This is a genomic window from Phenylobacterium conjunctum, assembly GCF_042679085.1.
GTDB lineage: Bacteria > Pseudomonadota > Alphaproteobacteria > Caulobacterales > Caulobacteraceae > Phenylobacterium > Phenylobacterium conjunctum.
Window position 1 is genome coordinate 1 of sequence record NZ_JBHTLQ010000034.1, and the last position, 22,088, is coordinate 22,088.

The window sequence follows — 22,088 nt, forward strand, 5'->3', positions numbered from 1 at the left end:
GCCGACGGCGCCGCCGGCCAGGCCCGCGAACTGCGCGCCGCCCTGGAAGCCCGGCTCGAGGCCGCCGCCGAGCGCCTGGCCGAGGTGACCAACCAGATCCGGGAGACCGCCCGGGTCGAGCCCGAGCAACTGGCCCAGCGCCTGTCGGACGAGGCCGTGGCGATTCCCACCGAGGCCGGCGGGATCGAGACCCACCTCTACGCCCTGGAGCGCCAGCGGGACGGCATCGGGCCGGTCAACCTGCGGGCCGAGGAAGAGGCGGTCGAATACGCCCAGCGCCTGGAGACCATCCAGAGCGAGCGCGCTGACCTGGTCGGCGCCATCGCCAAGCTGCGCCAAGGCATCGATGAGTTGAACGGCGAGGGCCGCGAGCGGCTGCTGGCCGCCTTCGAGGTCATCAACGACCACTTCAAGACCCTGTTCGAGGCCCTGTTCCAGGGCGGCCAGGCCGAGCTGCGCCTGGTCGAATCCGACGATCCGCTGGAAGCCGGTCTGGAGATCTTCGCCTGCCCGCCCGGCAAGCGGATGGCGACCATGAGCCTGATGAGCGGCGGCGAGCAGGCCCTGACCGCCTGCGCCCTGATCTTCGGCGTCTTCCTGGCCAACCCGGCGCCGATCTGCGTGCTGGACGAGGTGGACGCGCCCCTGGACGACGCCAATGTCGACCGGTTCTGCAACATGCTGGACGAGATGCGCCGCCGCACGGAGACCCGGTTCATCGCCATCACCCACAACCCGGTGACCATGTCGCGCATGGATCGGCTGTTCGGCGTGACCATGGCCGAGCGGGGTGTCTCCCAGCTGGTGTCGGTCGACCTGCGGCAGGCCGAGGCCATGGCGGCCCAATAGGGCCCGGTTCGGGCGCTCCGCACGCCCCGCTTTGCGCCGCAAGCCATGGGGAATCTGCGCCTGTCGTTGCGGAAGATGCGACGCGCACCATAATTCTCAATATTTTCAAAGCTCTAAATAGGGTTTGCCTAGCCTTGACGCACCGCACCCACGCCTATAGGTTCCGCGCGACTTGAAGCCCGGGGCTGTGGCGGAGACGTCATGGTCGCCAGACCGCGTGACGCATGCCAAATCCGGACAATTCGCGCGATGAGGCGATCAAAAGCCTCGACGAGCGAGCCGACGCCCTGGCGGCCCGGACGGCGAAAATCACGCCGGACTACGGCTCCAAGGCAGCGGGTTACGGTTACCGTCTGATGGCTGTGCTGTTGGGCGGCGCGTTCGTGGGGATCGGGTTCGGCGCCGTTGTCGACGTCCTGGCCCACACGGCGCCCTTCGGAATGATTGTCGGGGTCCTTGCGGGCTTCGGCATGTCGATTTGGATGGCCGTTCGTTCGGCCCAGCGGATGAGCGCCGAAGCGGCGAGCGAGTGGGGTCCGGTCACGGACCTGCCGCCCGACGACGAGGACGATTGAAGGAGTTCGAGGCGGCATGGCCAGCCCGATGCATCAGTTCGAGATCCAGCCGGTTCTCACCCTGCCCACCGTCAATGTCCCGGGCATCGGCGCGATCGACCTGTCGATCAACAACTCCATCATGTCCATGCTCATCGCTGCGGCGCTGATCGTGGCCTTCTTCACCATCGCGACCGCCAAGTCGGCCGTGGTGCCCGGCCGTCTGCAAGTGATGGCCGAGGGGATCTTCAGCTATATCGACGACCTGGTGACGGGGATCATCGGCCACGAGGGCCGCGCCTTCTTCCCCTACGTCTTCACGGTCTTCCTGTTCGTCCTGGCGATGAACTTCCTCGGCCTGTTCCTGATGTTCACCTCGACGTCGCAGCTGGCCGTCACCGCCACCCTCGGCGGCATGACCATCCTGCTGGTGCTGCTGATCGGCTTCATCCGCAACGGCGCCAACATGTACAAGCTGTTCGTCCCGGCGGGCGTGCCCTGGTACATGCTGATCCTGGTGACCCCGATCGAGTTCATCTCGTTCCTGCTGCGCCCGGTCACCCTCGCCCTTCGACTTTTCGGCAACATGCTCGGCGGCCACGTGGCCCTGAAGGTGTTCGCCGGCTTCGTGGTTTCGCTGAGCGCGCTCGCCGCGACCGGCGGCATCGCCACCCTCGGCTACGCCGGCGCGGCCCTGTCTCTGGGCGGCGTGGTGGCGCTCACGGCGCTCGAATTCCTGGTGGCTTTCCTCCAGGCGTTCGTCTTCGCGGTTCTGACCTGCGTCTACCTCAACGACGTGGTCAATCTCGGCCATCACCACTGACGGCCAACCCTCAAATCTCAACTTCTCAACGGGACTAGATCAAATGGAAGCGGAAGCGGCTAAGTACATCGGCGCGGGCCTCGCGACCCTCGGCATGATCGGCGCGGGCATCGGCGTCGGCACCATCTTCTCGGGCTTCCTGCAAGGCGCGACGCGTAACCCGTCGGCCGCCGGTGGCCAATTCACCAACCTGATCCTCGGCGCGGCTCTGACCGAAGCCCTGGGCATTCTGGCCTTCGTGCTCGGCCTGCTGATCCTCTTCAGCTAAGCCAAGATCCGCAGCAAGGGGCGACGGGCGCTCAGCGTCCGGCCGCCCCTCTGTCTTTGAGGACGTCCAAGCCTTATGGCCGCCGAACCCACTACCCAACCCGCCGATACAGCGCCCGCCCATGCGGGGGCCTCGACGGAAGCCGCCGAACACGGCGGTGGCGGGCTGCCCCAGTTCAAGTTTGAATACTGGGGCGGTCAGATCGTCTGGCTGCTGCTGATCTTCACCGTCCTCTATGTCCTGCTGGCCAAGGTCTTCACGCCTCGGATCCGCAAGATCATGGACACCCGCGCCGAAACCATCGCCTCGGCGGTGGAGCAGGCGAAGTCGGTGCAGGCCCAGGCTGACGCCCAGGCCGCGGACGCCAAGGCCGAGATCGACCAGGCCCGCGCCCAGGCGCGCGCCGTGGCCGCCGAAGCCAAGGCCAAGGCCAACGCGGAAATGGCCCAGCGCCAAGCCGCCGAGGACGAGCGTCTGGCCGGTGAACTCGCCAAGGCCGAGGAGCGTATCCGTGGCCTGCGTGACGCCGCCATGTCCAACGTCGAAGGCATTGCGGTCGAGACCGCCCAGGCCATCGTCGAGCACCTGACCGGGGACAAGGTCACCGCCGCCCAGGTCAAGGCCGCAACCGCTCAAGGAGCCGCCTGATGCCTGAATTCCTGAACCCCGCCGAGGCTGAGTTCTGGGTTGGCGTCGGCCTCCTGATCTTCCTCGGCATCGTCGTTTTCGTCGCCAAGGCCCCCAAGGCCATCGCCGCGGCGCTGGACGCGCGCACCGTCGCCATCCAGACCGACCTCGACGAGGCCGCCCGGATCCGTGCGGAAGCCGAAGCCCTGCTGGCCACCTTGAAGGCTGAGCGGGCGGAAGCCGAGGCTCAGGCCAAGGAGATGCTCTCCGCCGCACAGGAACAGGCCCGCCTGTTCGCCCAGGACGCGGAAGCCAAGCTCAAGGAAAGCCTGGCCCGTCGCCAGCAACTCGCCGAACGCAAGATCGCCAACGCCGAAGCGCAAGCCCAGGCCGACGTGAAGGCTGCGGCGGCCGAGCTGGCCGCCAAGATGGCGGAAGACGTGCTGGCCAAGCGTCTGGCCGGCGCCAAGACCGACCCTCAGGTCGACGCGGCGATCAGCCAGATCTCGACCCGACTGCAGTAGTCTCTACGCTTTAGCGGTCCGGCGCTTGAACAGCGAGCGCCGGATCCGCGAAGCCACCCGAAGCCGCGGTGGCAGGATGAGTTTCTCCATCCGCAACAGCTGTTCCCAAAAGATCTTCAAGAGCTTCGGGTCCCGCCGCAGCAGCCGCCGGATCGGCGAGGCCACCCGCGGGTGCGCCTGGGCGAAGCGCACGAACTGACGGCGCGCCTTGAACGAATTCCGCAGCACCAGCATCAGGCCGACCACCACCACCGGCAGACCGCCGGGGCCTGGCAGGGGCGACAGCACCACGCCGATGATCACCAGCAGGACGCCAACCACCACACCGGCGAACCGCATCACACGCGCCAGGGCGGCGCGGGCGCGGGCGTCGGAGGCGCGTTCCACGCGCGGGCTGGGTAGGGCCATGGTCAAGGCGTCGGACCTGGATGAAGGAAGCGCCCGCGCAAACGGGCTCCCCCGATATTTGGGCGCGACCTTGCGTCTTAAAGGCGACGCGCCCGTTAAATTTGAACCTTAACGCTGCTATTCCGCGGCGATGGGCGGTGCGGCGGCAGGAATACGCGAAGCTGTGGCGCCGCGAACACGGCGGCGGCGCACAAGCCACAGTCGCGAGCGCTTGGCCACCCGCCAGCGCCCCGGCAGCAGAAGGCGCTCCATGCGCAGGAGCTGCTGCCAGGCCACGGCGGCCACTTCAGGCTCCCGGCGCAGCAGGCGGCGCAGGGGGAAGACCATCTTCGGGTGCGCCTTCTGGATCTGGACGAACCGGCGACGCGCCTTGAACGAATTCCGCAACACGATCATCAGACCGAGCACCAGGATCGGCAGGCCCAGGTGACCGGGCAGCGGCGCGGTCACCAAGCCCACAAGCATGATGAACAGACCAAGCACCGTCGCCATGAAGCGCCCGATCCTCGCGAGCATCTCACGGGCGGGGGCGTCTGACGCGCGCAGGAATGGCACGCTGGGCACAGCGAAGGTCACAGTCGATCCTGAGGGTTGCGGTCCGCGCCCGGTCAGGGGAGGTCGGGCGGTGGCCGCGTAAGTCCGATATTGGAACGCATTTGCGCCCCGTAAAGCCGACTGACCCGTTAAATTTCGTCCATGCCGCCCTTGGCTGCGCTATTCCGCCGCGAGAGGCGCCGGCGCCACAGTCGTGGGTTCCGGGCGCCACGTCAGCTTGGGCTTCCGGGCCGCGAGCGTCTCGTCCAGCCGCCGCATCGGGGCCAGATAGGGCGCACCCTTGAACCGATCGCCGTCACCGGCCTTGGCCGCTTCGGCCAGGGCGAGCAGCGCGTCGCAGAATCGGTCGAGCTCCTGCTTTGATTCGGTCTCGGTCGGCTCGATCAGCATCGCGCCATGCACCACCAGCGGGAAGTACATGGTCATCGGGTGGAAGCCCTCGTCGATCATCGCCTTGGCGAAGTCGAGGGTGGTGACGCCGGTGCCCTCCAGCCAGGCGTCATCGAACAGGGCCTCGTGCATGCACGGACCGTCCGGGAAGGCCGGGCTCATGGCGCCGGACAGCCGGGCCTTGATGTAGTTGGCGTTCAACACCGCGTCCTCGGCGACCTGGCGCAGGCCGTCCGAGCCATGGCTCAGCATGTAGGCGTAGGCGCGCACGAACATGCCCATCTGGCCCTGGAAGGCCACCATGCGGCCGAAGCCTTGGGCGGCCTCGTCCACGCAGTCCTCGACCAGCTTGAAGCCCTCGTGGCCCGAGACGACCCAGGGGGCCGGGGCGAAGGGGGCGAGCGCCTCGGACAGCACCACCGGGCCCGCGCCCGGCCCACCGCCGCCGTGGGGCGTCGAGAAGGTCTTGTGCAGGTTGATGTGCATGGCGTCGACGCCCAGGTCGCCCGGGCGCACCCGGCCGACGATGGCGTTGAAGTTGGCGCCGTCGCAGTAGAAGTAGGCCCCCGCGGCGTGGGTCAGCTTGGCGATCTCGATGATGTCGCGTTCGAACAGGCCGCAGGTGTTGGGGTTGGTGACCATGATGGCCGCCACATCGGGGCTCAGCTTGGCCGCCAGGTCGGTCAGGTCCACGCGGCCGTCCGGGGTCTGGGCGATCTCGGTGACGTCATAGCCGACGAAGGCGGCGGTGGCCGGGTTGGTGCCGTGGGCCGAGGTCGGCACCAACACCGTGCGGCGATGGCCCTGGCCCTTGGCCTCGTGCGCGGCCTTGATGGTCAGCAGGCCGCAGAGCTCGCCGTGCGCGCCCGCCTTGGGCGACAGGGCGACGGCCGGCATGGCGGTCAGGGTCTTGAGCCAATGCGCCAGGCTGTCCATCAGCTCCAGCGCGCCCTGGGTCGTGGAGACCGGGGCCAAGGGGTGCAGGTCCGCAAAGCCCGGCAGGCGGGCGGCCTTCTCGTTGAGCCGCGGGTTATGCTTCATCGTGCACGAGCCCAGCGGATAGAGGGCCAGGTCGATGGCGTGGTTCTTCTGCGACAGGCGCACATAATGGCGCACGGTCTCAGGCTCGGAGAGCCCCGGCAGGCCGATGGGCGCCGTGCGGGTCAGGCCCGCCAGGTCCGAGGCGTCCAGCTCGGCCGGCTCCAGGTCGACGCCGGTCTTGTCCCAGCCGCCCAGTTCGAAGATCAGCGCTTCGTCTTGCATCAGGCCACGCGCGCCGGTCAGCGAGCTGACGGCGACAGAGGCGCCGGCCTGGGGTTGGGTCGGACGGCCCACGTTCAACATGCTCATCAGAGGGTCCTCCCTTGAAGGGCCTTGGCGAAGGCGGCGATATCCTCGGCCGTCGTGGTCTCGGTGGCGGCGACCAGCAGGACGTCGTCCAGGCCGGCCTTGGGATCCAGCCGCGAGAACGGCACGCCGGCGACGATCCCGTCAGCCAGCAGGGCCTCGACGCAAGACGCCGCGCCGCCCGGAACCCGGATCGCGAACTCGTTGAAGAACCGCGGGCTCAGCACCTCGACGCCCGGCACAGCGGCCAGGGCGTCGCGCAGCTGGCGGGCCTTGGCGTGGTTCACCGCCGCCAGGTCGCGCAGGCCGCGCTCGCCCAGCAGGGTCATGTGGATCGAGAAGGCCAGGGCGCAGAGGCCCGAGTTGGTGCAGATGTTCGAGGTCGCCTTCTCGCGGCGGATATGCTGCTCGCGGGTCGACAGGGTCAGGACGAAGCCGCGGCGGCCCTCGGCGTCCACCGTCTCGCCGCACAGGCGGCCCGGCATCTGGCGCACGAACTTCTCACGGCAGGCGAAGAGGCCGACATAGGGTCCGCCAAAGCCCAGCGGCACGCCGATGGACTGGCCCTCGGCCACGGCGATGTCCGCCCCCATCTCGCCCGGTGACTTGAGCAGGCCATAGGAGACGGCTTCGGTCGTCACCACGATCAGCAGCGCGCCGGCCGCATGGGCGGCCTCGGCGATCTTGGTCACGTCGGTGACCACGCCGAACACGTTCGGGGTCTGCACGACGACGCAGGCGGTGTCCGGGGTGATGGCGTCCACCACCGCGGCCTCGGCGTCGATGGCCACGTCCAGCCGGGCGATGTCCATGCCCTCGGCGTGGGCGATGGTCTGGGTCACGGCCGCATAGTGCGGATGCAGACCGCCTGACACGACCGCGCGATTCTTCCGGGTCACCCGCTTCGCCATCAGCACGGCCTCGGCGCAGGCCGTGGAGCCGTCGTACATCGAGGCGTTGGCCACCTCGAGCCCGGTCAGGGCCGCCACCTGGGTCTGGAACTCGAACAGCACCTGCAGGGTGCCCTGCGCGATTTCCGGCTGGTAGGGCGTGTAGCTGGTCAGGAACTCCGAACGCTGGATGATGTGATCCACCGTCGACGGAATGTGGTGCTTATAGGCCCCTGCCCCGCAGAAGAACGGCCCCGCCCCCGCCGGCCGGTTCTTGGCCGCCAGGCTGTTCAGGTGACGCTCGACCTCCATCTCGCCGGCATGGCGCGGCAGGTCGAACAGCTCGGCCTTGCGGGCCGCGGCTGGAACGTCGGCGAACAGGTCATCGACGGAGGAAACACCGATCACGCCCAGCATCTGGGCGCGATCAGCCTGGGTCAGGGGCAGGTAGCGCATCGGGGAACCTAGAGGGTGGCGAGGTAGGCTTCATAGGCGTCGCGGTCCATCAGGGCCTCGTACTCGGCCTTGTCCGCGACCTTCAGCTTGGCGAACCAGCCGGCCTTCTCGGGTTGGTCATTGACGGTCTCGGGCGCATCGCCCAGGGCGCTGTTGCCCTCGGTCACTTCGCCGGAGATCGGCGCGTACACGTCGGACGCCGCCTTCACGCTCTCGACCACCGCCAGGCCGTCGCCGGCCTTCACCGACTTGCCGGCGTCCGGCACTTCCACGAACACCACGTCGCCCAGCTGTTCGGCGGCGTAGGCGGTGATGCCGACGGTGGCGATGTCGCCGTCCAGCTCGACCCACTCGTGATCCTTGGTGAAACGCATGGGAGTGTCCTTCCTCAGAGCTTGCGGACGTAGCGATGGGGCGCAAACGGCATCCGCACGACCTCAGCCGACTGATGCTTGCCGCGCACGATGACTTTCAGCTTCTGGCCCGGCTGGGCCAGGGCCGGGGGCACGAAGCCCATGGCGATGGGGGCCGACAGGCTGGGCGCGAAGCCGCCAGAGGTCACGACGCCGATCACGGCGCCCGACTCATCGGCGATCTCGGCGCCCTCGCGGGCCGGGGCGCCTTCCAGCACCCGCAGGCCGACCCGCTTGCGCGCGGGGCCCTCGGCCAGTTCCTTGGCGACCCGCGCCGCGCCGGGGAAGTCCCGCGCCTCGCGACGCTTCACCGACACGGCGAAGGCCAGGTCCGCCTCGATCGGGCTGACGCTCTCGTCGACATCATGACCATAGAGCGGCAGGCCGGCTTCCAGGCGCAGGCTGTCGCGCGCGCCCAGGCCGATGGGCTTCAGCCGCGGATCTTCGAGCAGCAGATCCCAGATCCGCTCGGCCTCCGAGGCCGGGACCGAAATCTCGTAGCCGTCCTCGCCCGTATAGCCCGAGCGGGAGATCAGAATGTTGGTCCCAAAACCCGGCATGGCCCGGCTGTCCATGAACACCATGCCCAGCGCCGCGGGCAGGTGGCGGCCGACCACGGCGGCGGCTTCCGGCCCTTGGACGGCCAGCAGCGCCCGGTCCTCCAGGCGCTCAATGGTCACCTGGCCCGCCAGCTCGGCGTCGATGACCTTGAAGTCGTTGTCCTTGCAGGCGCCGTTGACCACCACGAACAGGCCATCGTCGTCCGGCCGGGCCGCCATCAGGTCGTCGATGATCCCGCCGGACTTGTTCAGCAGCACCGAATAGCGCTGCTTGCCGGGCTTCAGCCCGATGAAGTCGCCAGGGGTGATCTCTTCAAACGCCGACAGGGGCGAGACGCCGCGCAGCCGGGCCTGACCCATATGCGAGACATCGAAAATGCCGGCGTGCTCACGGGTCCAGAGGTGCTCCTTCAGCACCCCCTCCTTGTACTGCACGGGCATGGAATAGCCGGCGAACGGAACCATCCGCGCGCCTGCATCCACATGGGCCTGGTAGAGCGGGGTCTTCTTCAAGCTGTCGTCGGACAAGGCGGGCTCCGGGCGTTGATGGCAGGCGCAAGGCGGAGTCCTGCTCCGTCCACACCGTGCCCCCGCTGTCCTTGGGCCTGAGAGATTTCGGGTTCGTCCCTAGAAGGGATAACCCCCTGCTCCTTCGGCGAGCCCAGAAATCCGGACTACTTTCCAGCGTTTAACAGCCCGTCGCGGTCCTTTTGCCTGAGCGTTTCCGGGGCGGTTGCGCCTTCGGCTCCGAGGTCCCGAAGAACCCCGATCTCTCCCGCGAGAGTCAGCCGGAACCTGTTCGAACGGGGCTCCCAAGTCAATGCGGCAAACGTCGCGCGACGGGACCAAGTTGATCCGCAGCCTTCTCACGGGCTCCCAAAGGTTGATCGGGGTCATTCCGCTCCTTGCGGGAGCATGGAAGACTTCTCCTACGCCCGATCTCAACTGGGCCTTGCCGCGAACCTCAATTCGGAGTGGGGCCTTGGCCGATCGTCCCCCGGGAAAAGCCGTCTCCGCCTCGCCGGAAGCCTTGCGGGCCCGGCGTCGGCGCAGCTGGGTGTCCGTGCTGCTGGTCCTGGTGGCGGCCGCCGCGGCGGCCAGCGCCGTCTGGGTCCTGCTGCGCCCCACCCCGGTGCAGGTGGCGACAGTGTCATCTGGCGAGGCGGTGGATGCGGTCTACGCCTCCGGCGTGGTGGAATATGTCCGCCAGGCCCGCATCGCCCCCGTCGTGACCGCCCCAATCCGTGCGGTCCTGGTCGAGGAGGGCCAGACGGTGCGCGCCGGCCAGACCCTCGCCCAGCTCGACGACGGCCCCCAGGAGGCCACCGCCCTGCAGCTGGAGGCCCAGGCCGGCCTGGCTCGCGCCGCGGCGCGTCGCACGGCCCGGCTCTATGCCGCCGGTTTCGCCGCCCGCGCCGCAGACGAGGACGCCAGGTCCCAGCTCGCCGCCGCCACCCAGGCCGCCCGCAGCGCCCGGGCGCGGCTGGAGGACTATCGGATCAAGGCGCCCTTCTCCGGTCGCGTCCTGCGCCGGGACGCCGAACCCGGCGACCTGGCCACCGTCGGCAAGGCGCTGTTCGTGGTGGCGGTCCCAAGCGCCCTGCGGGTCACCGCCGACGTGGACGAGCGCGACATGGGCCGGCTGAGGACGGGCCAGGAGGCGGTCATCCGCTGCGACGCCTTCCCCGGCCAGGTCTTCCCCGCCCGCATCTCCGACATCACGCCCCAGGGCGACGCCACCAGCCGGGTGTTCCGCGCTCGCCTGGCCCTGGCGCCAGACACCGCCCTTCGGCCGGGCATGACGGTGGAGGCGAACCTGGTGGTCGCGCGGCGTCCCCAGGCCCTGCTGATCCCGACCTCGGCGCTGAAGGACGGCGCCTTGTTCCGCGTCCGGGACGGCCGCGCTCAGAGCCAGTCGGTGCGCACGGGCGTCCAGGGCGCCCAGCGCACCGAGATCCTGGAGGGGCTGAAGGCCGGCGACCGCGTCGTCCTCGCCCCGCCGGCCGACCTGAAGGACGGCGACCGCATCGCCGTCCGCCCCTGATGAACGCCTTCCGCGTCCTGGCGGGCGTCGCCTTCGCTCACCTGGCGGTCCGCACCCGCCAGACCCTGGTCGCGACCCTGGGCGTCGCCGTGGGTGTCGGCTTCTTCCTGGCGGTGTCCGGCATGATGACCGGCTCCCAGACCGACTTCATCCGCACCCTGGTGGACTCCGCCCCACATATCGTCGTGCAGGACGAGCAACGCCGCCCGGCGCTCCAGCCCGCGATCAGCGCCTGGCCCGGCGCCGCCGTCTCGGTGCGCGGCGTCCGACCTCAGGACGAGGTGCGGGGCCTGAAGGACTGGCCCGCCATGCTGGCCGCCGCCCGGGGACTGCCGGGCGCCATCGCCGCGCCGTCGCTCAACGGCGCCGTCGCCGCCCGCTTCGCAGGTCGCACCGAGCCCTTGTCGCTCAATGGCGTCGATCCGCGCCTGGAGGGCCAGTTGACCAAGATCGAGGTGTCCCTGGTCGGGGGTCATCTCACCGACCTGGAGGCCCGCCCCGACGGCCTGATCATCTCGCGCCCCATGGCGGAGCGCCTGGGCGCGCGGCTGGGCGACACCCTGGTGGTCACCTCCACGGCGGGGGTCCTGCAGCGGATGCGGATCCTGGCCCTGATCGAGCCCGACGCCCGGGCCGGCTTCTATGCCGGCGACAACGCCGCCTACGGCCTGCTGCGCACAGCCCAGGTGCTGTTCGCCCGGCCAAATGTCGTCAACCAGATCCATGTGCGGCTGGCCGATCCCAACTCCGCAGAGGCCGCGGCCGCCGGGCTGGAGGCCCACTGGGGCTACAAGTGGGTGTCCTGGCAGGAGCGGTCCAAGGACATCCTCAACCTGCTCGTGGTGCGCAATGTCATCATGTACGCGGTGATCTCGGCCATCCTGCTGGTGGCGGCCTTCGGCATCTACACCGCCGTCTCCACCAGCGTGACCGACAAGCGCCGGGACATCGCCATCCTGCGGGCCATGGGCTTCACGCCGCGCGACGTCGAGGGCGTCTTCCTGATCGAGGGCCTGGTGGTGGGGGTGGCCGGCGCCCTGGCCGGCTTCGCCTTTGGGACCCTGCTGCTGGAGATTCTGGCCCACCTGCCCATCACGGTTCAGGGCAAGCCCCTGCCCCTGCCGCTGGATCGTGGTCCCCGGCAGTACGCCATCGCCGGCCTCGCCTCTCTGGTCTCGGCCCTGGTGGCCGCCTGGCTGCCGGCCCGTAAGGCCGCGACGGTCGATCCCGTCGACATCCTGCGGGGCGCGGCATGAGCGCCCTCATCGAAGCCCGCAACATGACTCGCCAGCTGGTCGATCCCGAACCGGTCACCCTGGTGCGCGACGCCTCCCTCGCCATCCAGCCCGGCGAGTTCGTGGCGATCGTCGGCCCCTCCGGCTGCGGCAAGTCCTCCCTGCTCTACCTGCTGGGTCTGTTGGACCGCCCCACCGAAGGCGGCCTGCTGATCGATGGCCGCCCCACCGAGCACCTGAGCGAGTCTGAGCGGACCCGGATCCGCCTGGAGCGGATCGGCTTCGTCTTTCAGTTCCACTTCCTGCTGCCGGAGCTCACCGCCGAGGCCAATGTGGCCCTGCCCATCCGCCGGCTCGGACGGCTGAACCGGCGTCAGGCTGACGACCACGCGCACGCCCTGCTCGCCAAGCTCGGCCTGCAGGCCGAGGCCCACCGCAGGCCGGACCGCATGTCCGGCGGCCAGCGCCAGCGGGTGGCCATCGCCCGGGCTCTGGCCAACGATCCGGCGATCATCCTGGGCGACGAGCCCACCGGCAACCTGGACAGCGGCAACACCCGGCTGGTGGTGGAGGAGTTCCAGCGCCTGGCGCATGAGGAAGGCCGGGCGGTGATTTGCGTCACCCACGACACCGGCGTCGCCGCCGCCGCAGACCGTCGCATTCACATGCTCGATGGCCGCATCGTCGAAGGCGACTGAGATCGAACGCCGTTCACGCCGGCCAGAAATTGCTCTACCCATGGTGTCGGCAGGCCCGGAGCGCCCATGTCCAAGACTCGAGACGCCCTTACCGCCATCCTGATCGGCGGCCTTGTCGCCGGAACCCTGGATGTCGGCGCCGCGACCCTGATCTCCGGCGCCCCGCCCGGCCGGATCCTGCAGTTCATCGCCGGCGGCCTGATCGGCAAGTCCGCGGCCAATGCCGGCGGGCCGGCGACCATGGCCCTGGGCCTGGGGCTGCAATGGCTGATGAGCCTGATCATCGCGGGCCTGTTCGTCGGGGCCAGCCTGAAGCTTCAGGCGCTTCGGAAGCATTGGCCGCTCGCAGGCCTGGCCTACGGGGTTCCCGTCTTCCTGGTCATGGAGTTCGTGGTCGTGCCCCTGTCGGCGCACCACCACGTGCCGCAGTTCACGCCGGAGGCCCTGGTCAAGAACCTGGCGGCCATGATGCTGTTCGGCCTGATCATCGCCGCAGCCGCCCGCTGGCGGCTGGGCGAGTGACTACATCCGTTCCGGCGCGGCGACGCCCAACAGGTCCAGGGCCAGCTCAAGCTGGCGCAAGGTGACCTGGGCGAGCCCCAGCCGCGAGGTCCGCACCGGCGGTTCGGCCGGCAGGATCGGGCAGGCGGCGTAGAACTTCGAGAAGGCCTGGGCGAGCTTGAAGGCGTGCTCGGCCACGAAGTTCGGCGCCTTCTTGTCGTAGGCGTCCACAAGGGCCTGGTCGAAGGCGTCCAGCAGCAGGACCAGGTCCCGTTCCGCCGTCTCGGTCACCGTGATCGGGCCGGGCGCGCTGCCCTCGGCCTCAGCCTTGCGCAGCAGGGATTTCACCCGCACCGCCTGGTACAGCAGATAGGGGCCGGTCTTGCCCTCGAAGCTGGAGAAGCGGTCGAGGTCGAAGACGTAAGAGGTGCCGCGGAAGTTCTGCAGGTCGGCGAACTTCAGCGCCGCCACCGCCACCTTCTGGGCCGTGTCCTCGAAGCTGTCGGGATCAAGCTCGATGCCGAGATCGGCCTCACGCAGGCGCTCGCGCGCCTTGGTGCGGGTCATCTCGATCATGTCGTTCAGCTTCAGCACCCCGCCCTCGCGGGTCTTGAACGGCTTGCCGTCAGTCCCGTTCATGGTGCCGAAGCCGATGTGCTCAAGGCTGCCTTCGCGGGCGTAACCGGCCTGGTAGGCGGCGCGGAACACGATCTCGAAGTGATCAGCCTGGCGCTGGTCCACCACGTACAGGATGTGGCTGGGATCGAAGCTCTTGCGGCGGTCCAGGATGGTGGCCAGGTCGGTCGTCCCGTACATGGCCGAGCCCTCGGACGAGACCACCAGCAGCGGCGGCAGCTCGCGCTTGTCGCCCTCGCGGGCCACCCGGATGATCCGCGCGCCCTGGTCATTGACCAAGAGGCCCTTGGCGTCGAGCTCCTGCACCATCGGCGCGATCAGGTCATCGACGTCGCTCTCGCCCTTCCACAGGTCGAAATCGATGCCCAGCGCATGGAAGTCGCGCTCCAGCGCCACCCGCGTCACGCGGGCGAAATGCCGCCACAGCAGATAATAGCCCTGGGTCTTGGCCTGCAGCTCGGCAGTGAGCTTGCGGGCCCGGTCGCGATAGTCCGGTTCCGACTTTCCGCGCGCCGCGGCCATCGGATAGAGCCGATCCAGGTCGGCCAAGGTGACCCGCTCGTCGAGGGCGGAGAAGGCCTGCTTCTCTTCCTCGGGGGTCAGCGGCCGGGCGCGGCTGTTGAGCTGGTCCATCAGCGCCTTGATGAAGGCGTCCTCGTCCATGACGGCGCCGATCAGCAGGCCCATCTGGTAGCCCCAGTCGCCGAAGTGGGCGTCGCCGACCACCACGTCGCCGCGGAAGCGATAGATGCGCTTGATGGACTCGCCGATGATCGAGGCCCGCAGATGGCCCACGTGCATCGGCTTGGCGACATTGGGACCGCCATAGTCGACCATGATCCGGCGCGGGCCATCCACCAGCCGGGCGCCGGCGCGGGGATCGGCGGCGATCTCCTGGGCCCGTTCCGAGAGGGTCTTGTCCGAGACGCGGATATTGATGAAGCCCAGGCCGGCGATCTCCACCGCGGCCAGGCGCGGGTCCGCGGCCAGGGTCGCGGTGACGCTGGCGGCGATCTCACGCGGATCGCGGCGGGCGGTCTTGGCGGCGGCCAGGGCGCCGTTGCACTGGAAATCGGCCAGATCGGGACGGTCGGACGGGGTCACACGCCCAAGGTCAGCCGGGAGTCCGGCCGCGGCGAAGGCGGCGGCGACCGCTTCGCTCAAGCCACGCTTCAGGTCAGTCATTGGTGGTCGCCAGCATCCTTCGCGGAGGTCGCGCCCGCGGTCAGGCGGAACCGCTTGCCCTCACGGTTGAACGCCGCCATCTCGGGCGTCACGTCGAAGCCCACCAGCACCTCGAAATTGGAGCCGGACGTCTTGATGTCGGCTCGCGGGATGACCAGCTGGCCGATCTCCTCGGTGGCGTACAGGCGGTCCTGGCCCGGTTGGAACGCCACGGGCAGATCGAAATACTGCTTGGCGATCATCACGGAGTTCCGCTTCGTGACCGCCACCCAATAGCGATAATTCTTCTGAGAGCCTTCGGCGGCCGGGCCTTTGCCCAGCTCGAACAGGATCTCCATCTGCATGGTGATCGGCTCATCGTCCTTGTAGGCGCAGCCGGCGGACACGCCCTGGATCTCGCCGGTGAAGCCCACCGCGTTGGAGGCCACCTGGCCGCCCTTGAACTCGGCGTAGCGGCCGGCGTCGTACAGCACCTTCACGAACGGGCACGGCCCGGCGTTGCGCAGGGCCGGCAGGGGCGCCTGGGTGTCACCCCACTCGGCGTCCTTTTTCTTCTTCTTGGCGACGTCTTCCTGCTGCTGATCGCCGCCGCTCGGGCGCTGCCGCTGGGCGTAGGCGGTCGCCGGCAGGGTGGCGGCGGCCATCAACAGGACCGCGGAAACGAACAAGGACCGGCGCATCAGGTCGTCCAACAGCAAGGGGCGGCCGCCCGGAACGGGCTCCGCAATGGGTTTCTACTAATGGCTATCGATTGAGGCCGCAACGCGGCTGGCGAATGACGCGCCGACACCCTAGTTTGCAGCCATGCCCGACGCCGCCGTTGCCAAACCGCCCCTCAAGGTGCTGCTCGCCACCCCGCGCGGGTTCTGCGCCGGGGTCGACCGCGCCATCCAGATCGTCGAGCGCGCCATCGAGAAGTACGGCGCCCCGGTCTATGTGCGCCACGAGATCGTCCACAACCGCCATGTGGTCGACCGCCTGAAGGCCATGGGCGCCGTCTTCGTCGAAGAGCTCGAAGAGTGCCCGCCGGATCGTCCGGTGGTGTTCTCGGCCCACGGGGTGCCCAAGTCGGTGCCGGCTGAGGCCAAGGCCCGCAAGATGCTCTATCTGGACGCCACCTGCCCCCTGGTCTCCAAGGTGCACGTCGAGGCCCAGCGCCATTTCGACGCCGGCCGCGAGATTGTGCTCATCGGCCATGCGGGTCACCCCGAGGTGGTCGGCACCATGGGCCAGCTGCCGAACGGCGCCGTGGCCCTGATCGAGACGGTGGAGGACGCCCGCGTCTTTGCGCCGCGCGACCCGGCCAATGTCGCCTTCGTCACCCAGACAACCTTGTCGGTGGACGACACCGCCGACATCGTCGCCGCCCTGCGCGAGCGCTTCCCGGGCATCAGCGCCCCGCACAAGGAAGACATCTGCTACGCCACCACCAACCGCCAGGACGCGGTGAAGGCCATCGGCGGCCAGGCCGACGTGGTGCTGGTGATCGGCTCCGCCAACTCGTCCAATTCCGTGCGCCTGGTCGAGGTCGCCAAGCGGGCCGGTGTGCGCGGCGCCTACCTGATCGACGACGCCTCCAAGCTCGATCTCGCCTGGCTGGACGGCGCCGCCAGCGTGGGCGTCACGGCCGGCGCCTCGGCCCCGGAACTGCTGGTCCAGGGCGTGATCGAGGCGATCTCGGCGAAGTTCGCAGTCGAAGTCACTGAGGTGGAAGCCGCCCGCGAGACGGTGAGCTTCAAGCTGCCGCGGGTGTTGGCGAGCTAGTCGGACGTCTCGGTCCGGCGCGTCAGATAAGTGCGCAGGCGGCGCCCCAGCCACATCACCCCCGCCAGCCCAATGAGTGCGAACAGAGCGAGCGTCGTTGCGGTCCAGACCGGAATTCCCCTCGCGCTGTAGCCCAGGAACATGCGCCCCGACATTGCCGCGGCGATCGCGGTGGCCAACGCCCCAACATAGACGAGGACGACCAGCGAATAGCCCACCGCCTTGATTACTGGATGTCGCATCAAGTTCTCGCTAGGCAGGGCCAAAGGCGGGGCGTCGCATTGGACCGATCCAACTACTTGGCGTCACTTCGCCAAATCGTTCAGTGTCTTCCTGTAGCGATTGATGAAGGCCTTGCCGCGCGCGCGCCGTGCATCAAACGACGTATCCCGTCGCGCAAGCGTCACTTCACTCTCATTGGGCTGAGCTGCGTAGATCGTGCCCCCCTCGGCGGCGCCGAGGGCTTCCCGGAGTTCTTCCGCAGGGACGACGACGTCTTCTCCGGTCTTCTTGACTTTGAGCGCGACCATTTCCGCCTCCTGGCTCAGCAGACTACCACGCACAATGCCCGCCGTCTTGCCAGGCTCAGGCGCCGACATGGCCCCGCAGCCGCCGCGCCACCGCGCGCAGGACCAGCCCACTGGTCACCGCAGCGGCCATGGCCAGCCAGTTCTCCGGCTTCGACTGCAGGATCAGCCAACCGCAGAGCCCTGCGGCGGCGATGATCGCCACCCATTCCAGGGTCAGGACGCCGCGCGCCCTGCGCCGCCGGACCATGGGCAAGGCCGCGATGCAGGAGAGATAAACCGCCAGCCGCGCCGCGACGCTGAGCACGGCCAGCACCACGAAGCCGCCGCTCAGGGCGAGGCCCACGGTGAGGACGCCGACCAGGGCCACGGCGTTGATGGGGATGCTGAGGCCGGGATGCAGACGGCCCAGCCCGCGCGGCAGGTCGCCCTGCTGCTCCATCGCAAAGATGCGCCGGGAGTTGCCCAGCATGTTGATGGTCATGTTGCCAAGGATCGACCAGGCGACGGCGAACAGCACCAGGACGCCGCCGAGGTCGCCGAACAGGGCCTTGGCCAGGGTCGCCACCGGGGCGCTGTCGGCCTTGCCCGGCGCAAACACCGTGGCGCAGTAGGCCGCCGCGATCAGGGCGTAGATCAGGGTGCAGAGCCCAAAGACCAGGAACAGGGCGCGCGGCATATCGCGCTCGGGATTGCGCGCCTCGCCCGCCATGGTCAGGGCGTTCTCGAACCCGATCATGGCGTAGCAGGCCAGGAGCACCGCCTGCAGCGGCGCCCAGGTCTCGGCCGGCGTGCTGTCGGGCGCGACGCCCAGGTGCGGCCAGGCGAACAGGCCGATCAGGACCAGGGGCGCCAGCTTGCAGATCGAGGCCAGCACCAGAACCCCCGCCGTCCGCCGCGAGGGCATGACATTGAGACCCACGGCCAGGGCGAGGCCCGCGAAGGTCGCGGCGGCGTGGATCAGGGTTGAGGTCCCCCCAGCCACGGAGCCGAACAGATAGTCCGACAGGGCGTTGGCGTTGGCCGCCGTGGCCGAAGCCACCGACAGGATCTGCAGCCAGCCCACCACGAAGGCGGCGTTGCCGCCAAAGGCGTCCTGGACATAGGCGACGGGTCCGCCCGTGCGGTCGAACATCGCCGCGAGCCGGGCCATCACAAAGACCAGCGGGATCAGGGCTACCCCCATGGCCAGCAGCACCACCGGGGTCCAGCCGCCCACCCGCTGGGCCAAGGCGTAAGGCAGGGCGAAAATCCCCGACCCGACCATCCCATTGATGACCAGGGCGCACAGGCCAAGGAAGCCCACCCCCCGAACCAGCCCGGACTCCGACCGCATACGCTCTCCCCCCGAAGGCCAGGCCAGCCTGAACGGCGTGGGCCGAAACGCAAGCCCTGGGGCGACTCTCATAATATGACAGTTGACATATATAGATCCGCGCTAACATATGACGAGTGTCATAGAAATGGAGCGGAGGTTCCGAAATGCCCCTTTGGACGATCTATCACCCGGCTGACGCCTTCTCGGACGCCGACAAGGCGGAGCTGGCGGAGAAGATCACCGAGATCTACGGGGCGGTGATGCCCCGGTTCTATGTGGGCATCGTCTTCCAGGCGATCGAAGCCCGGAACTTCTTTGTGGGCGGCAAGCCTGCCGAGCGCTTCGTGCGCATGGTGATGGAGCACATCGCCCGCTCCTTCCCCAACATCGAATCCAGTCGGCGCTTCATCGACAGGGTCAATGCGATCCTGAAGCCCTACCTGGCGGACAAGGGCTACGACTGGGAGTTCCACATCGACGAGACCCCCATCGACTACTGGTCGATCAACGGCCACTACCCGCCCAAGCCCGACACCGAGGACGAGCGGCGCTGGCGCGCCGAGAACCGCCCCTCCCCCCGCACGCACGCCTGAGGAGGATCAAGATGTCCAACCCTCAAGGTGTGGCGGTGGTCACCGGCGCCTCTTCCGGCATCGGGGCCACCTATGCGGATCGGCTGGCGGCGCAGGGCTACGACCTGCTGCTGGTCGCCCGGCGCGCGGACCGGCTGGCCGAACTCGCGGCGCGGCTGAGCGCCCAATATGGCGTCCAGGTCGAAACCCTGGTCCTCGACCTGGCGAACGCCTCAGACCTGGCCAGGCTCGAGGCCCGGCTGCATGCCGAACCCGTCGCGGTCCTGATCAACAACGCCGGCGTCGGCGCGCTGGGCCCCACGGCGGCCACCGGTGCGGACGCCCAGGAGGCGCTGATCCGGCTGAACATCGTGGCGCTCACCCGCCTGTCGTTGGCCGCGCTCGCCGGCTTCGGGACGTCCGGCGAGGGCGCGCTGGTGAACATCGCCTCTGTCCTGGCCTATGGCCCCTCGGCAGGCGGCGCCTCGTACAGTGGCTCCAAAGCCTATGTGCTGAACTTCACCCGCTCCCTGCAGCAGGAGTATGCGGACAGCCGCATCCGCATCCAGGCCGTCCTGCCCGGCCCGATCCGCACGGAGTTCTTCAAGGCCCAGGGCCTGCCCGACAGCATCTTCCCGGACACGGCCTATATCTCGGCCGACGCCCTGGTGGACGCCGCCCTGGCCGGCCTGGCGAAAGGCGAGCAGATCACCGTTCCGACCCTTGTCAGCCCGGCGCTTTGGGACGACATCGAGGGCAAGCGCCTCGCCTTCCTGGGCGAGGTGACCGGAGGTCGCGTGGCCGAGCGCTACCTCCAGACCTAGTCGAGAGGATCCCAAGGTGGCGCGCTACAAGGGCGACCAGAAGCAGATCTCCCGCGAGGAAATCCTGAAGCGCGCCGCCGAGCGGTTCCGCCGCGACGGCGTGGCCGCCGTCGGCGTGCGCCCGCTGATGGCCGACGCCGGCCTTACCCATGGCGGCTTCTACGCCCACTTCGCCTCTCGCGAGGACCTGATCGCCGCGGCGCTCGAGCACGCCGCGGAGTCCACCCTGGGCTACTTCCAGGAGGTGCTGGCGGCCGCGCCGGAGGCGGAGCGCCTGAAGGTGCTGATCCACAGCTATCTGCGCGTCCTGCACCGGGACCATATGGGCCTGGGCTGCGCCGTCTCCGCCCTGGGTCCGGAGATCGCCCGCCAGCCGGAAGAGACCCGCCAGCGCTTCGATGTGCGCGGCCGCGGCATGGTGCGGTTGATCGCCGACCAGCTGCCCGCTGGCGGCTCCGCCGAGGCCCGTCTCGATCGGGCGAGCCTGGTCTTCGCCCAGATGTTCGGCGTGCTGCAGCTGGCCCGCATCGAGACCGATCCCCAGGTCGTCGAGCGCCTGATCAAGGGCGGGCGCGCCGCCGCCCTCTCGCTGGCGACCCAGCCCTGGCCGGAGACGGCCTGACCAAGCCGTCTTGACCCGCGGCCCGACCTCGCCCATGCCCGCCCGGTCATGGCCGTCTACACCGACATCACCGATCAAGAACTCCAGGACCTGCTGAGCGGGTTCGACCTCGGCGCGCCGCTCGCCTTCAAGGGCATCGCCGAAGGCGTGGAGAACTCCAACTTCCTGCTTGAGACGGAAAAGGGCCGCTACATCCTGACCGTCTATGAGAAGCGGGTGCGGCGCGAGGAGCTGCCCTTCTTCCTCGACCTGATGATGTGGCTGGCCGATCACCACTATCCCAGCGCGGCGCCGATCCGCGACCGGCGGGGCGATATCCTGCAGACCGTGCGCGGCAAACCCGCCGCCTTGGTCGCCTTCCTGCCCGGCCTGTCCGTGCGCCGCCCCAACGCCCAGCATTGCCGCGAAGCCGGCGAGGGCCTCGCCCGCCTGCACCTCGCCTCGGAAGGCTTCACCGGGACCCGCGCCAACGACCTGGGCCAGGGCGCCTGGGCGCCGCTGTTCGCCGGCCTTAAGGACGCCGCCGAGGGGCTGAAGCCCGGCCTCGCCGCCACCATCGACGCCGACCTCGCCCTGCTTGCGGCCAAGTGGCCTAAGGGGCTGCCCAGCGGCATCGTCCACGCCGACTACTTCCCGGACAACGTCTTCTTCCAGGGTGAGAAGTTCGCCGGGACCATCGACTTCTACTTCGCCTGCGTCGACGCCCTGGCCTACGACATCGCCGTGGCCCTGAACGCCTGGTGCTTCGAGCCGGACGGCAGTTTCAACATCACCTCCGCCCGCCAGATGCTGGCCGGCTATGAGAGCTACCGGCCCCTGAGCGACGCCGAGCGCGCCGCCCTACCGGTCCTGGCCCATGGCGCGGCGATGCGCTTCTTCCTGACCCGCCTGGCCGACTGGGGCGCGACGCCCGCCGGCGCCCTGGTGCGGCCCAAGGATCCCCTGGAGTACGAGCGCAAGCTCGCCGTCCACCGCGAGGCGCCGGACCTGGTCCTGATGGGGGCGCGGGCGTGACGCCCGACGTGGTGATCTATACCGACGGCGCGTGTTCCGGGAATCCCGGCCCCGGCGGCTGGGGCGCGATCCTGTTCTGGGGCGAGCACGTCAAGGAGATCTGCGGCGGCGAGGCCGCGACCACCAATAACCGCATGGAGCTGATGGCCGCCATCCAGGCGCTGGAGCTGCTCAAGCGCCCCTGCAAGGTCGAGCTGCACACCGACAGCCAGTACGTGATGCAGGGCATCACCGAGTGGATCCGCGGCTGGAAAGCCCGGGGCTGGAAGACCGCCGACAAGAAGCCGGTCAAGAACGACGACCTATGGCGGCGCCTGGATGAGGCGCGCCTGCGCCACGACGTCGCCTGGCGCTGGGTGAAGGGCCACGCGGGCCATGAGCACAACGAACGCGCCGACTTCCTGGCCCGCAAGGGCCTGAAGGACCACGCCAGCGCCTGATGGCCCCTTGAAAGCCACGGCGACGCTTCCCATCTCGTTCAAGC

General features: G+C 68.9%; 26 protein-coding genes, 1 pseudogene and 1 riboswitch. Of the genes and pseudogenes, 16 read left to right on the top strand and 11 right to left on the bottom strand.

The annotated features are described in order from the left end of the window. The 6 genes and pseudogenes from ACFQ27_RS14280 to ACFQ27_RS14305 all read left to right on the top strand — a co-directional run. Positions 1-849 (top strand): annotated as a pseudogene (locus ACFQ27_RS14280) (chromosome segregation protein SMC); the annotation flags it as partial. Between the two features lie 224 nt (positions 850-1,073). Continuing rightward, entirely contained in the window at positions 1,074-1,424 is a 351-nt protein-coding gene (locus ACFQ27_RS14285) for an AtpZ/AtpI family protein (RefSeq protein ID WP_374342687.1), read from the top strand. Between the two features lie 16 nt (positions 1,425-1,440). Further along, a complete protein-coding gene (locus tag ACFQ27_RS14290) occupies positions 1,441-2,226 on the top strand; it encodes a F0F1 ATP synthase subunit A (protein WP_377354055.1) in 786 nt (261 codons plus the stop codon). Between the two features lie 43 nt (positions 2,227-2,269). Further along, positions 2,270-2,494 (top strand): F0F1 ATP synthase subunit C, encoded by a 225-nt coding sequence (locus tag ACFQ27_RS14295; protein WP_374342691.1) that lies wholly within the window; start codon positions 2,270-2,272, stop codon positions 2,492-2,494. Positions 2,495-2,569: 75 nt separating this feature from the next. Next, on the top strand, positions 2,570-3,142 hold the full coding sequence (locus ACFQ27_RS14300; protein WP_374342693.1) for a F0F1 ATP synthase subunit B family protein: 573 nt from the start codon (positions 2,570-2,572) through the stop codon (positions 3,140-3,142). After that, complete coding sequence (locus tag ACFQ27_RS14305; protein ID WP_374342695.1) at positions 3,142-3,645, top strand: F0F1 ATP synthase subunit B; 504 nt, start codon at positions 3,142-3,144, stop codon at positions 3,643-3,645. Before ACFQ27_RS14300 ends, ACFQ27_RS14305 begins: the two co-directional genes overlap by 1 nt. A gap of 3 nt (positions 3,646-3,648) precedes the next feature. On the opposite strand, the gene ACFQ27_RS14310 is transcribed toward ACFQ27_RS14305, so the two are convergent. The 6 genes from ACFQ27_RS14310 to gcvT all read right to left on the bottom strand — a co-directional run bounded on the left by ACFQ27_RS14310 (position 3,649) and on the right by gcvT (position 9,192). Further along, a complete protein-coding gene (locus ACFQ27_RS14310) occupies positions 3,649-4,053 on the bottom strand; it encodes a PGPGW domain-containing protein (RefSeq protein ID WP_374342697.1) in 405 nt (134 codons plus the stop codon). Between the two features lie 117 nt (positions 4,054-4,170). Beyond that, positions 4,171-4,545 carry a hypothetical protein gene (locus ACFQ27_RS14315; RefSeq protein ID WP_374342699.1) on the bottom strand — a complete coding sequence of 125 codons (375 nt, stop codon included), beginning with the start codon at positions 4,543-4,545 and terminating at the stop codon, positions 4,171-4,173. 222 nt (positions 4,546-4,767) lie between these two features. Beyond that, positions 4,768-6,348 (bottom strand): aminomethyl-transferring glycine dehydrogenase subunit GcvPB, encoded by a 1,581-nt coding sequence (gcvPB, locus tag ACFQ27_RS14320; protein WP_377354056.1) that lies wholly within the window; start codon positions 6,346-6,348, stop codon positions 4,768-4,770. Then, on the bottom strand, positions 6,348-7,691 hold the full coding sequence (gcvPA, locus tag ACFQ27_RS14325; RefSeq protein WP_377354057.1) for an aminomethyl-transferring glycine dehydrogenase subunit GcvPA: 1,344 nt from the start codon (positions 7,689-7,691) through the stop codon (positions 6,348-6,350). Before gcvPA ends, gcvPB begins: the two co-directional genes overlap by 1 nt. A gap of 8 nt (positions 7,692-7,699) precedes the next feature. Continuing rightward, complete coding sequence (gene gcvH / locus ACFQ27_RS14330) at positions 7,700-8,065, bottom strand: glycine cleavage system protein GcvH (RefSeq protein WP_374342703.1); 366 nt, start codon at positions 8,063-8,065, stop codon at positions 7,700-7,702. A 14-nt stretch (positions 8,066-8,079) separates the two neighbouring features. Beyond that, a complete protein-coding gene (gene gcvT, locus ACFQ27_RS14335; protein WP_374342705.1) occupies positions 8,080-9,192 on the bottom strand; it encodes a glycine cleavage system aminomethyltransferase GcvT in 1,113 nt (370 codons plus the stop codon). A gap of 164 nt (positions 9,193-9,356) precedes the next feature. Continuing rightward, positions 9,357-9,452: riboswitch (glycine riboswitch) on the bottom strand. Between the two features lie 194 nt (positions 9,453-9,646). Here gcvT and ACFQ27_RS14340 point away from each other — a divergent pair. The 4 genes from ACFQ27_RS14340 to ACFQ27_RS14355 all read left to right on the top strand — a co-directional run bounded on the left by ACFQ27_RS14340 (position 9,647) and on the right by ACFQ27_RS14355 (position 13,163). Then, entirely contained in the window at positions 9,647-10,708 is a 1,062-nt protein-coding gene (locus ACFQ27_RS14340) for an efflux RND transporter periplasmic adaptor subunit (protein ID WP_377354059.1), read from the top strand. Beyond that, positions 10,708-11,964 carry an ABC transporter permease gene (locus ACFQ27_RS14345; RefSeq protein ID WP_377354060.1) on the top strand — a complete coding sequence of 419 codons (1,257 nt, stop codon included), beginning with the start codon at positions 10,708-10,710 and terminating at the stop codon, positions 11,962-11,964. Before ACFQ27_RS14340 ends, ACFQ27_RS14345 begins: the two co-directional genes overlap by 1 nt. Then, positions 11,961-12,641: an ABC transporter ATP-binding protein gene (locus ACFQ27_RS14350; protein WP_377354061.1), complete on the top strand. Its 681-nt coding sequence runs from the start codon at positions 11,961-11,963 to the stop codon at positions 12,639-12,641. Before ACFQ27_RS14345 ends, ACFQ27_RS14350 begins: the two co-directional genes overlap by 4 nt. Positions 12,642-12,707: 66 nt before the next feature. Beyond that, complete coding sequence (locus tag ACFQ27_RS14355) at positions 12,708-13,163, top strand: hypothetical protein (protein ID WP_377354062.1); 456 nt, start codon at positions 12,708-12,710, stop codon at positions 13,161-13,163. Here ACFQ27_RS14355 and ACFQ27_RS14360 read toward each other — a convergent pair whose 3' ends face one another. Next, positions 13,164-14,963, bottom strand: coding sequence for an arginine--tRNA ligase (locus ACFQ27_RS14360; RefSeq protein ID WP_377354063.1), 1,800 nt, complete (start codon positions 14,961-14,963; stop codon positions 13,164-13,166). Beyond that, a complete protein-coding gene (locus tag ACFQ27_RS14365; protein WP_377354065.1) occupies positions 14,960-15,643 on the bottom strand; it encodes a Tat pathway signal sequence domain protein in 684 nt (227 codons plus the stop codon). The genes ACFQ27_RS14360 and ACFQ27_RS14365 overlap by 4 nt, the downstream gene beginning before the upstream one ends. Positions 15,644-15,767: 124 nt before the next feature. Between ACFQ27_RS14365 and ispH the strand changes: the two genes are divergently transcribed. Continuing rightward, complete coding sequence (ispH, locus tag ACFQ27_RS14370; RefSeq protein WP_377354066.1) at positions 15,768-16,727, top strand: 4-hydroxy-3-methylbut-2-enyl diphosphate reductase; 960 nt, start codon at positions 15,768-15,770, stop codon at positions 16,725-16,727. Here ispH and ACFQ27_RS14375 read toward each other — a convergent pair. From ACFQ27_RS14375 to ACFQ27_RS14385, 3 genes are all read right to left on the bottom strand, one after another. After that, positions 16,724-16,969, bottom strand: a complete 246-nt coding sequence (locus ACFQ27_RS14375) for a hypothetical protein (protein WP_377354067.1) — start codon at positions 16,967-16,969, stop codon at positions 16,724-16,726. The genes ispH and ACFQ27_RS14375 overlap by 4 nt on opposite strands. A gap of 63 nt (positions 16,970-17,032) precedes the next feature. Continuing rightward, positions 17,033-17,326, bottom strand: a complete 294-nt coding sequence (locus ACFQ27_RS14380) for a hypothetical protein (protein WP_377354068.1) — start codon at positions 17,324-17,326, stop codon at positions 17,033-17,035. Further along, a complete protein-coding gene (locus ACFQ27_RS14385; protein WP_377354069.1) occupies positions 17,313-18,590 on the bottom strand; it encodes an APC family permease in 1,278 nt (425 codons plus the stop codon). The genes ACFQ27_RS14380 and ACFQ27_RS14385 overlap by 14 nt, the downstream gene beginning before the upstream one ends. A gap of 146 nt (positions 18,591-18,736) precedes the next feature. Between ACFQ27_RS14385 and ACFQ27_RS14390 the strand changes: the two genes are divergently transcribed. From ACFQ27_RS14390 to rnhA, 5 genes are read left to right on the top strand one after another with little or no spacing between them, the layout of a single operon-like run. After that, positions 18,737-19,165, top strand: coding sequence for a tautomerase family protein (locus tag ACFQ27_RS14390; RefSeq protein ID WP_377354070.1), 429 nt, complete (start codon positions 18,737-18,739; stop codon positions 19,163-19,165). Positions 19,166-19,176: 11 nt separating this feature from the next. Next, entirely contained in the window at positions 19,177-19,968 is a 792-nt protein-coding gene (locus ACFQ27_RS14395; RefSeq protein WP_377354071.1) for an SDR family NAD(P)-dependent oxidoreductase, read from the top strand. A gap of 16 nt (positions 19,969-19,984) precedes the next feature. Further along, a complete protein-coding gene (locus ACFQ27_RS14400; protein ID WP_374342732.1) occupies positions 19,985-20,590 on the top strand; it encodes a TetR/AcrR family transcriptional regulator in 606 nt (201 codons plus the stop codon). Between the two features lie 48 nt (positions 20,591-20,638). Further along, entirely contained in the window at positions 20,639-21,604 is a 966-nt protein-coding gene (gene thrB / locus ACFQ27_RS14405; RefSeq protein ID WP_377354073.1) for a homoserine kinase, read from the top strand. Further along, positions 21,601-22,044: a ribonuclease HI gene (gene rnhA / locus ACFQ27_RS14410; protein ID WP_374342736.1), complete on the top strand. Its 444-nt coding sequence runs from the start codon at positions 21,601-21,603 to the stop codon at positions 22,042-22,044. The genes thrB and rnhA overlap by 4 nt, the downstream gene beginning before the upstream one ends. Positions 22,045-22,088 lie beyond the last annotated feature (44 nt).

Excerpts from the sequence above, each read along its gene's own strand:
- ACFQ27_RS14285 (WP_374342687.1), top strand. The coding sequence starts at position 1,074 with ATGCCAAATCCGGACAATTCGCGCGATGAGGCGATCAAAAGCCTCGAC.
- ACFQ27_RS14290 (WP_377354055.1), top strand. The coding sequence starts at position 1,441 with ATGGCCAGCCCGATGCATCAGTTCGAGATCCAGCCGGTTCTCACCCTG.
- ACFQ27_RS14295 (WP_374342691.1), top strand. The coding sequence starts at position 2,270 with ATGGAAGCGGAAGCGGCTAAGTACATCGGCGCGGGCCTCGCGACCCTC.
- ACFQ27_RS14300 (WP_374342693.1), top strand. The coding sequence starts at position 2,570 with ATGGCCGCCGAACCCACTACCCAACCCGCCGATACAGCGCCCGCCCAT.
- ACFQ27_RS14305 (WP_374342695.1), top strand. The coding sequence starts at position 3,142 with ATGCCTGAATTCCTGAACCCCGCCGAGGCTGAGTTCTGGGTTGGCGTC.
- ACFQ27_RS14310 (WP_374342697.1), bottom strand. The coding sequence starts at position 4,053 with ATGGCCCTACCCAGCCCGCGCGTGGAACGCGCCTCCGACGCCCGCGCC.
- ACFQ27_RS14315 (WP_374342699.1), bottom strand. The coding sequence starts at position 4,545 with ATGGCGACGGTGCTTGGTCTGTTCATCATGCTTGTGGGCTTGGTGACC.
- gcvPB (WP_377354056.1), bottom strand. The coding sequence starts at position 6,348 with ATGAGCATGTTGAACGTGGGCCGTCCGACCCAACCCCAGGCCGGCGCC.
- gcvPA (WP_377354057.1), bottom strand. The coding sequence starts at position 7,691 with ATGCGCTACCTGCCCCTGACCCAGGCTGATCGCGCCCAGATGCTGGGC.
- gcvH (WP_374342703.1), bottom strand. The coding sequence starts at position 8,065 with ATGCGTTTCACCAAGGATCACGAGTGGGTCGAGCTGGACGGCGACATC.
- ACFQ27_RS14345 (WP_377354060.1), top strand. The coding sequence starts at position 10,708 with ATGAACGCCTTCCGCGTCCTGGCGGGCGTCGCCTTCGCTCACCTGGCG.
- ACFQ27_RS14350 (WP_377354061.1), top strand. The coding sequence starts at position 11,961 with ATGAGCGCCCTCATCGAAGCCCGCAACATGACTCGCCAGCTGGTCGAT.
- ACFQ27_RS14355 (WP_377354062.1), top strand. The coding sequence starts at position 12,708 with ATGTCCAAGACTCGAGACGCCCTTACCGCCATCCTGATCGGCGGCCTT.
- ACFQ27_RS14360 (WP_377354063.1), bottom strand. The coding sequence starts at position 14,963 with ATGACTGACCTGAAGCGTGGCTTGAGCGAAGCGGTCGCCGCCGCCTTC.
- ACFQ27_RS14365 (WP_377354065.1), bottom strand. The coding sequence starts at position 15,643 with ATGCGCCGGTCCTTGTTCGTTTCCGCGGTCCTGTTGATGGCCGCCGCC.
- ispH (WP_377354066.1), top strand. The coding sequence starts at position 15,768 with ATGCCCGACGCCGCCGTTGCCAAACCGCCCCTCAAGGTGCTGCTCGCC.
- ACFQ27_RS14375 (WP_377354067.1), bottom strand. The coding sequence starts at position 16,969 with ATGCGACATCCAGTAATCAAGGCGGTGGGCTATTCGCTGGTCGTCCTC.
- ACFQ27_RS14380 (WP_377354068.1), bottom strand. The coding sequence starts at position 17,326 with ATGTCGGCGCCTGAGCCTGGCAAGACGGCGGGCATTGTGCGTGGTAGT.
- ACFQ27_RS14385 (WP_377354069.1), bottom strand. The coding sequence starts at position 18,590 with ATGCGGTCGGAGTCCGGGCTGGTTCGGGGGGTGGGCTTCCTTGGCCTG.
- ACFQ27_RS14390 (WP_377354070.1), top strand. The coding sequence starts at position 18,737 with ATGCCCCTTTGGACGATCTATCACCCGGCTGACGCCTTCTCGGACGCC.
- ACFQ27_RS14395 (WP_377354071.1), top strand. The coding sequence starts at position 19,177 with ATGTCCAACCCTCAAGGTGTGGCGGTGGTCACCGGCGCCTCTTCCGGC.
- thrB (WP_377354073.1), top strand. The coding sequence starts at position 20,639 with ATGGCCGTCTACACCGACATCACCGATCAAGAACTCCAGGACCTGCTG.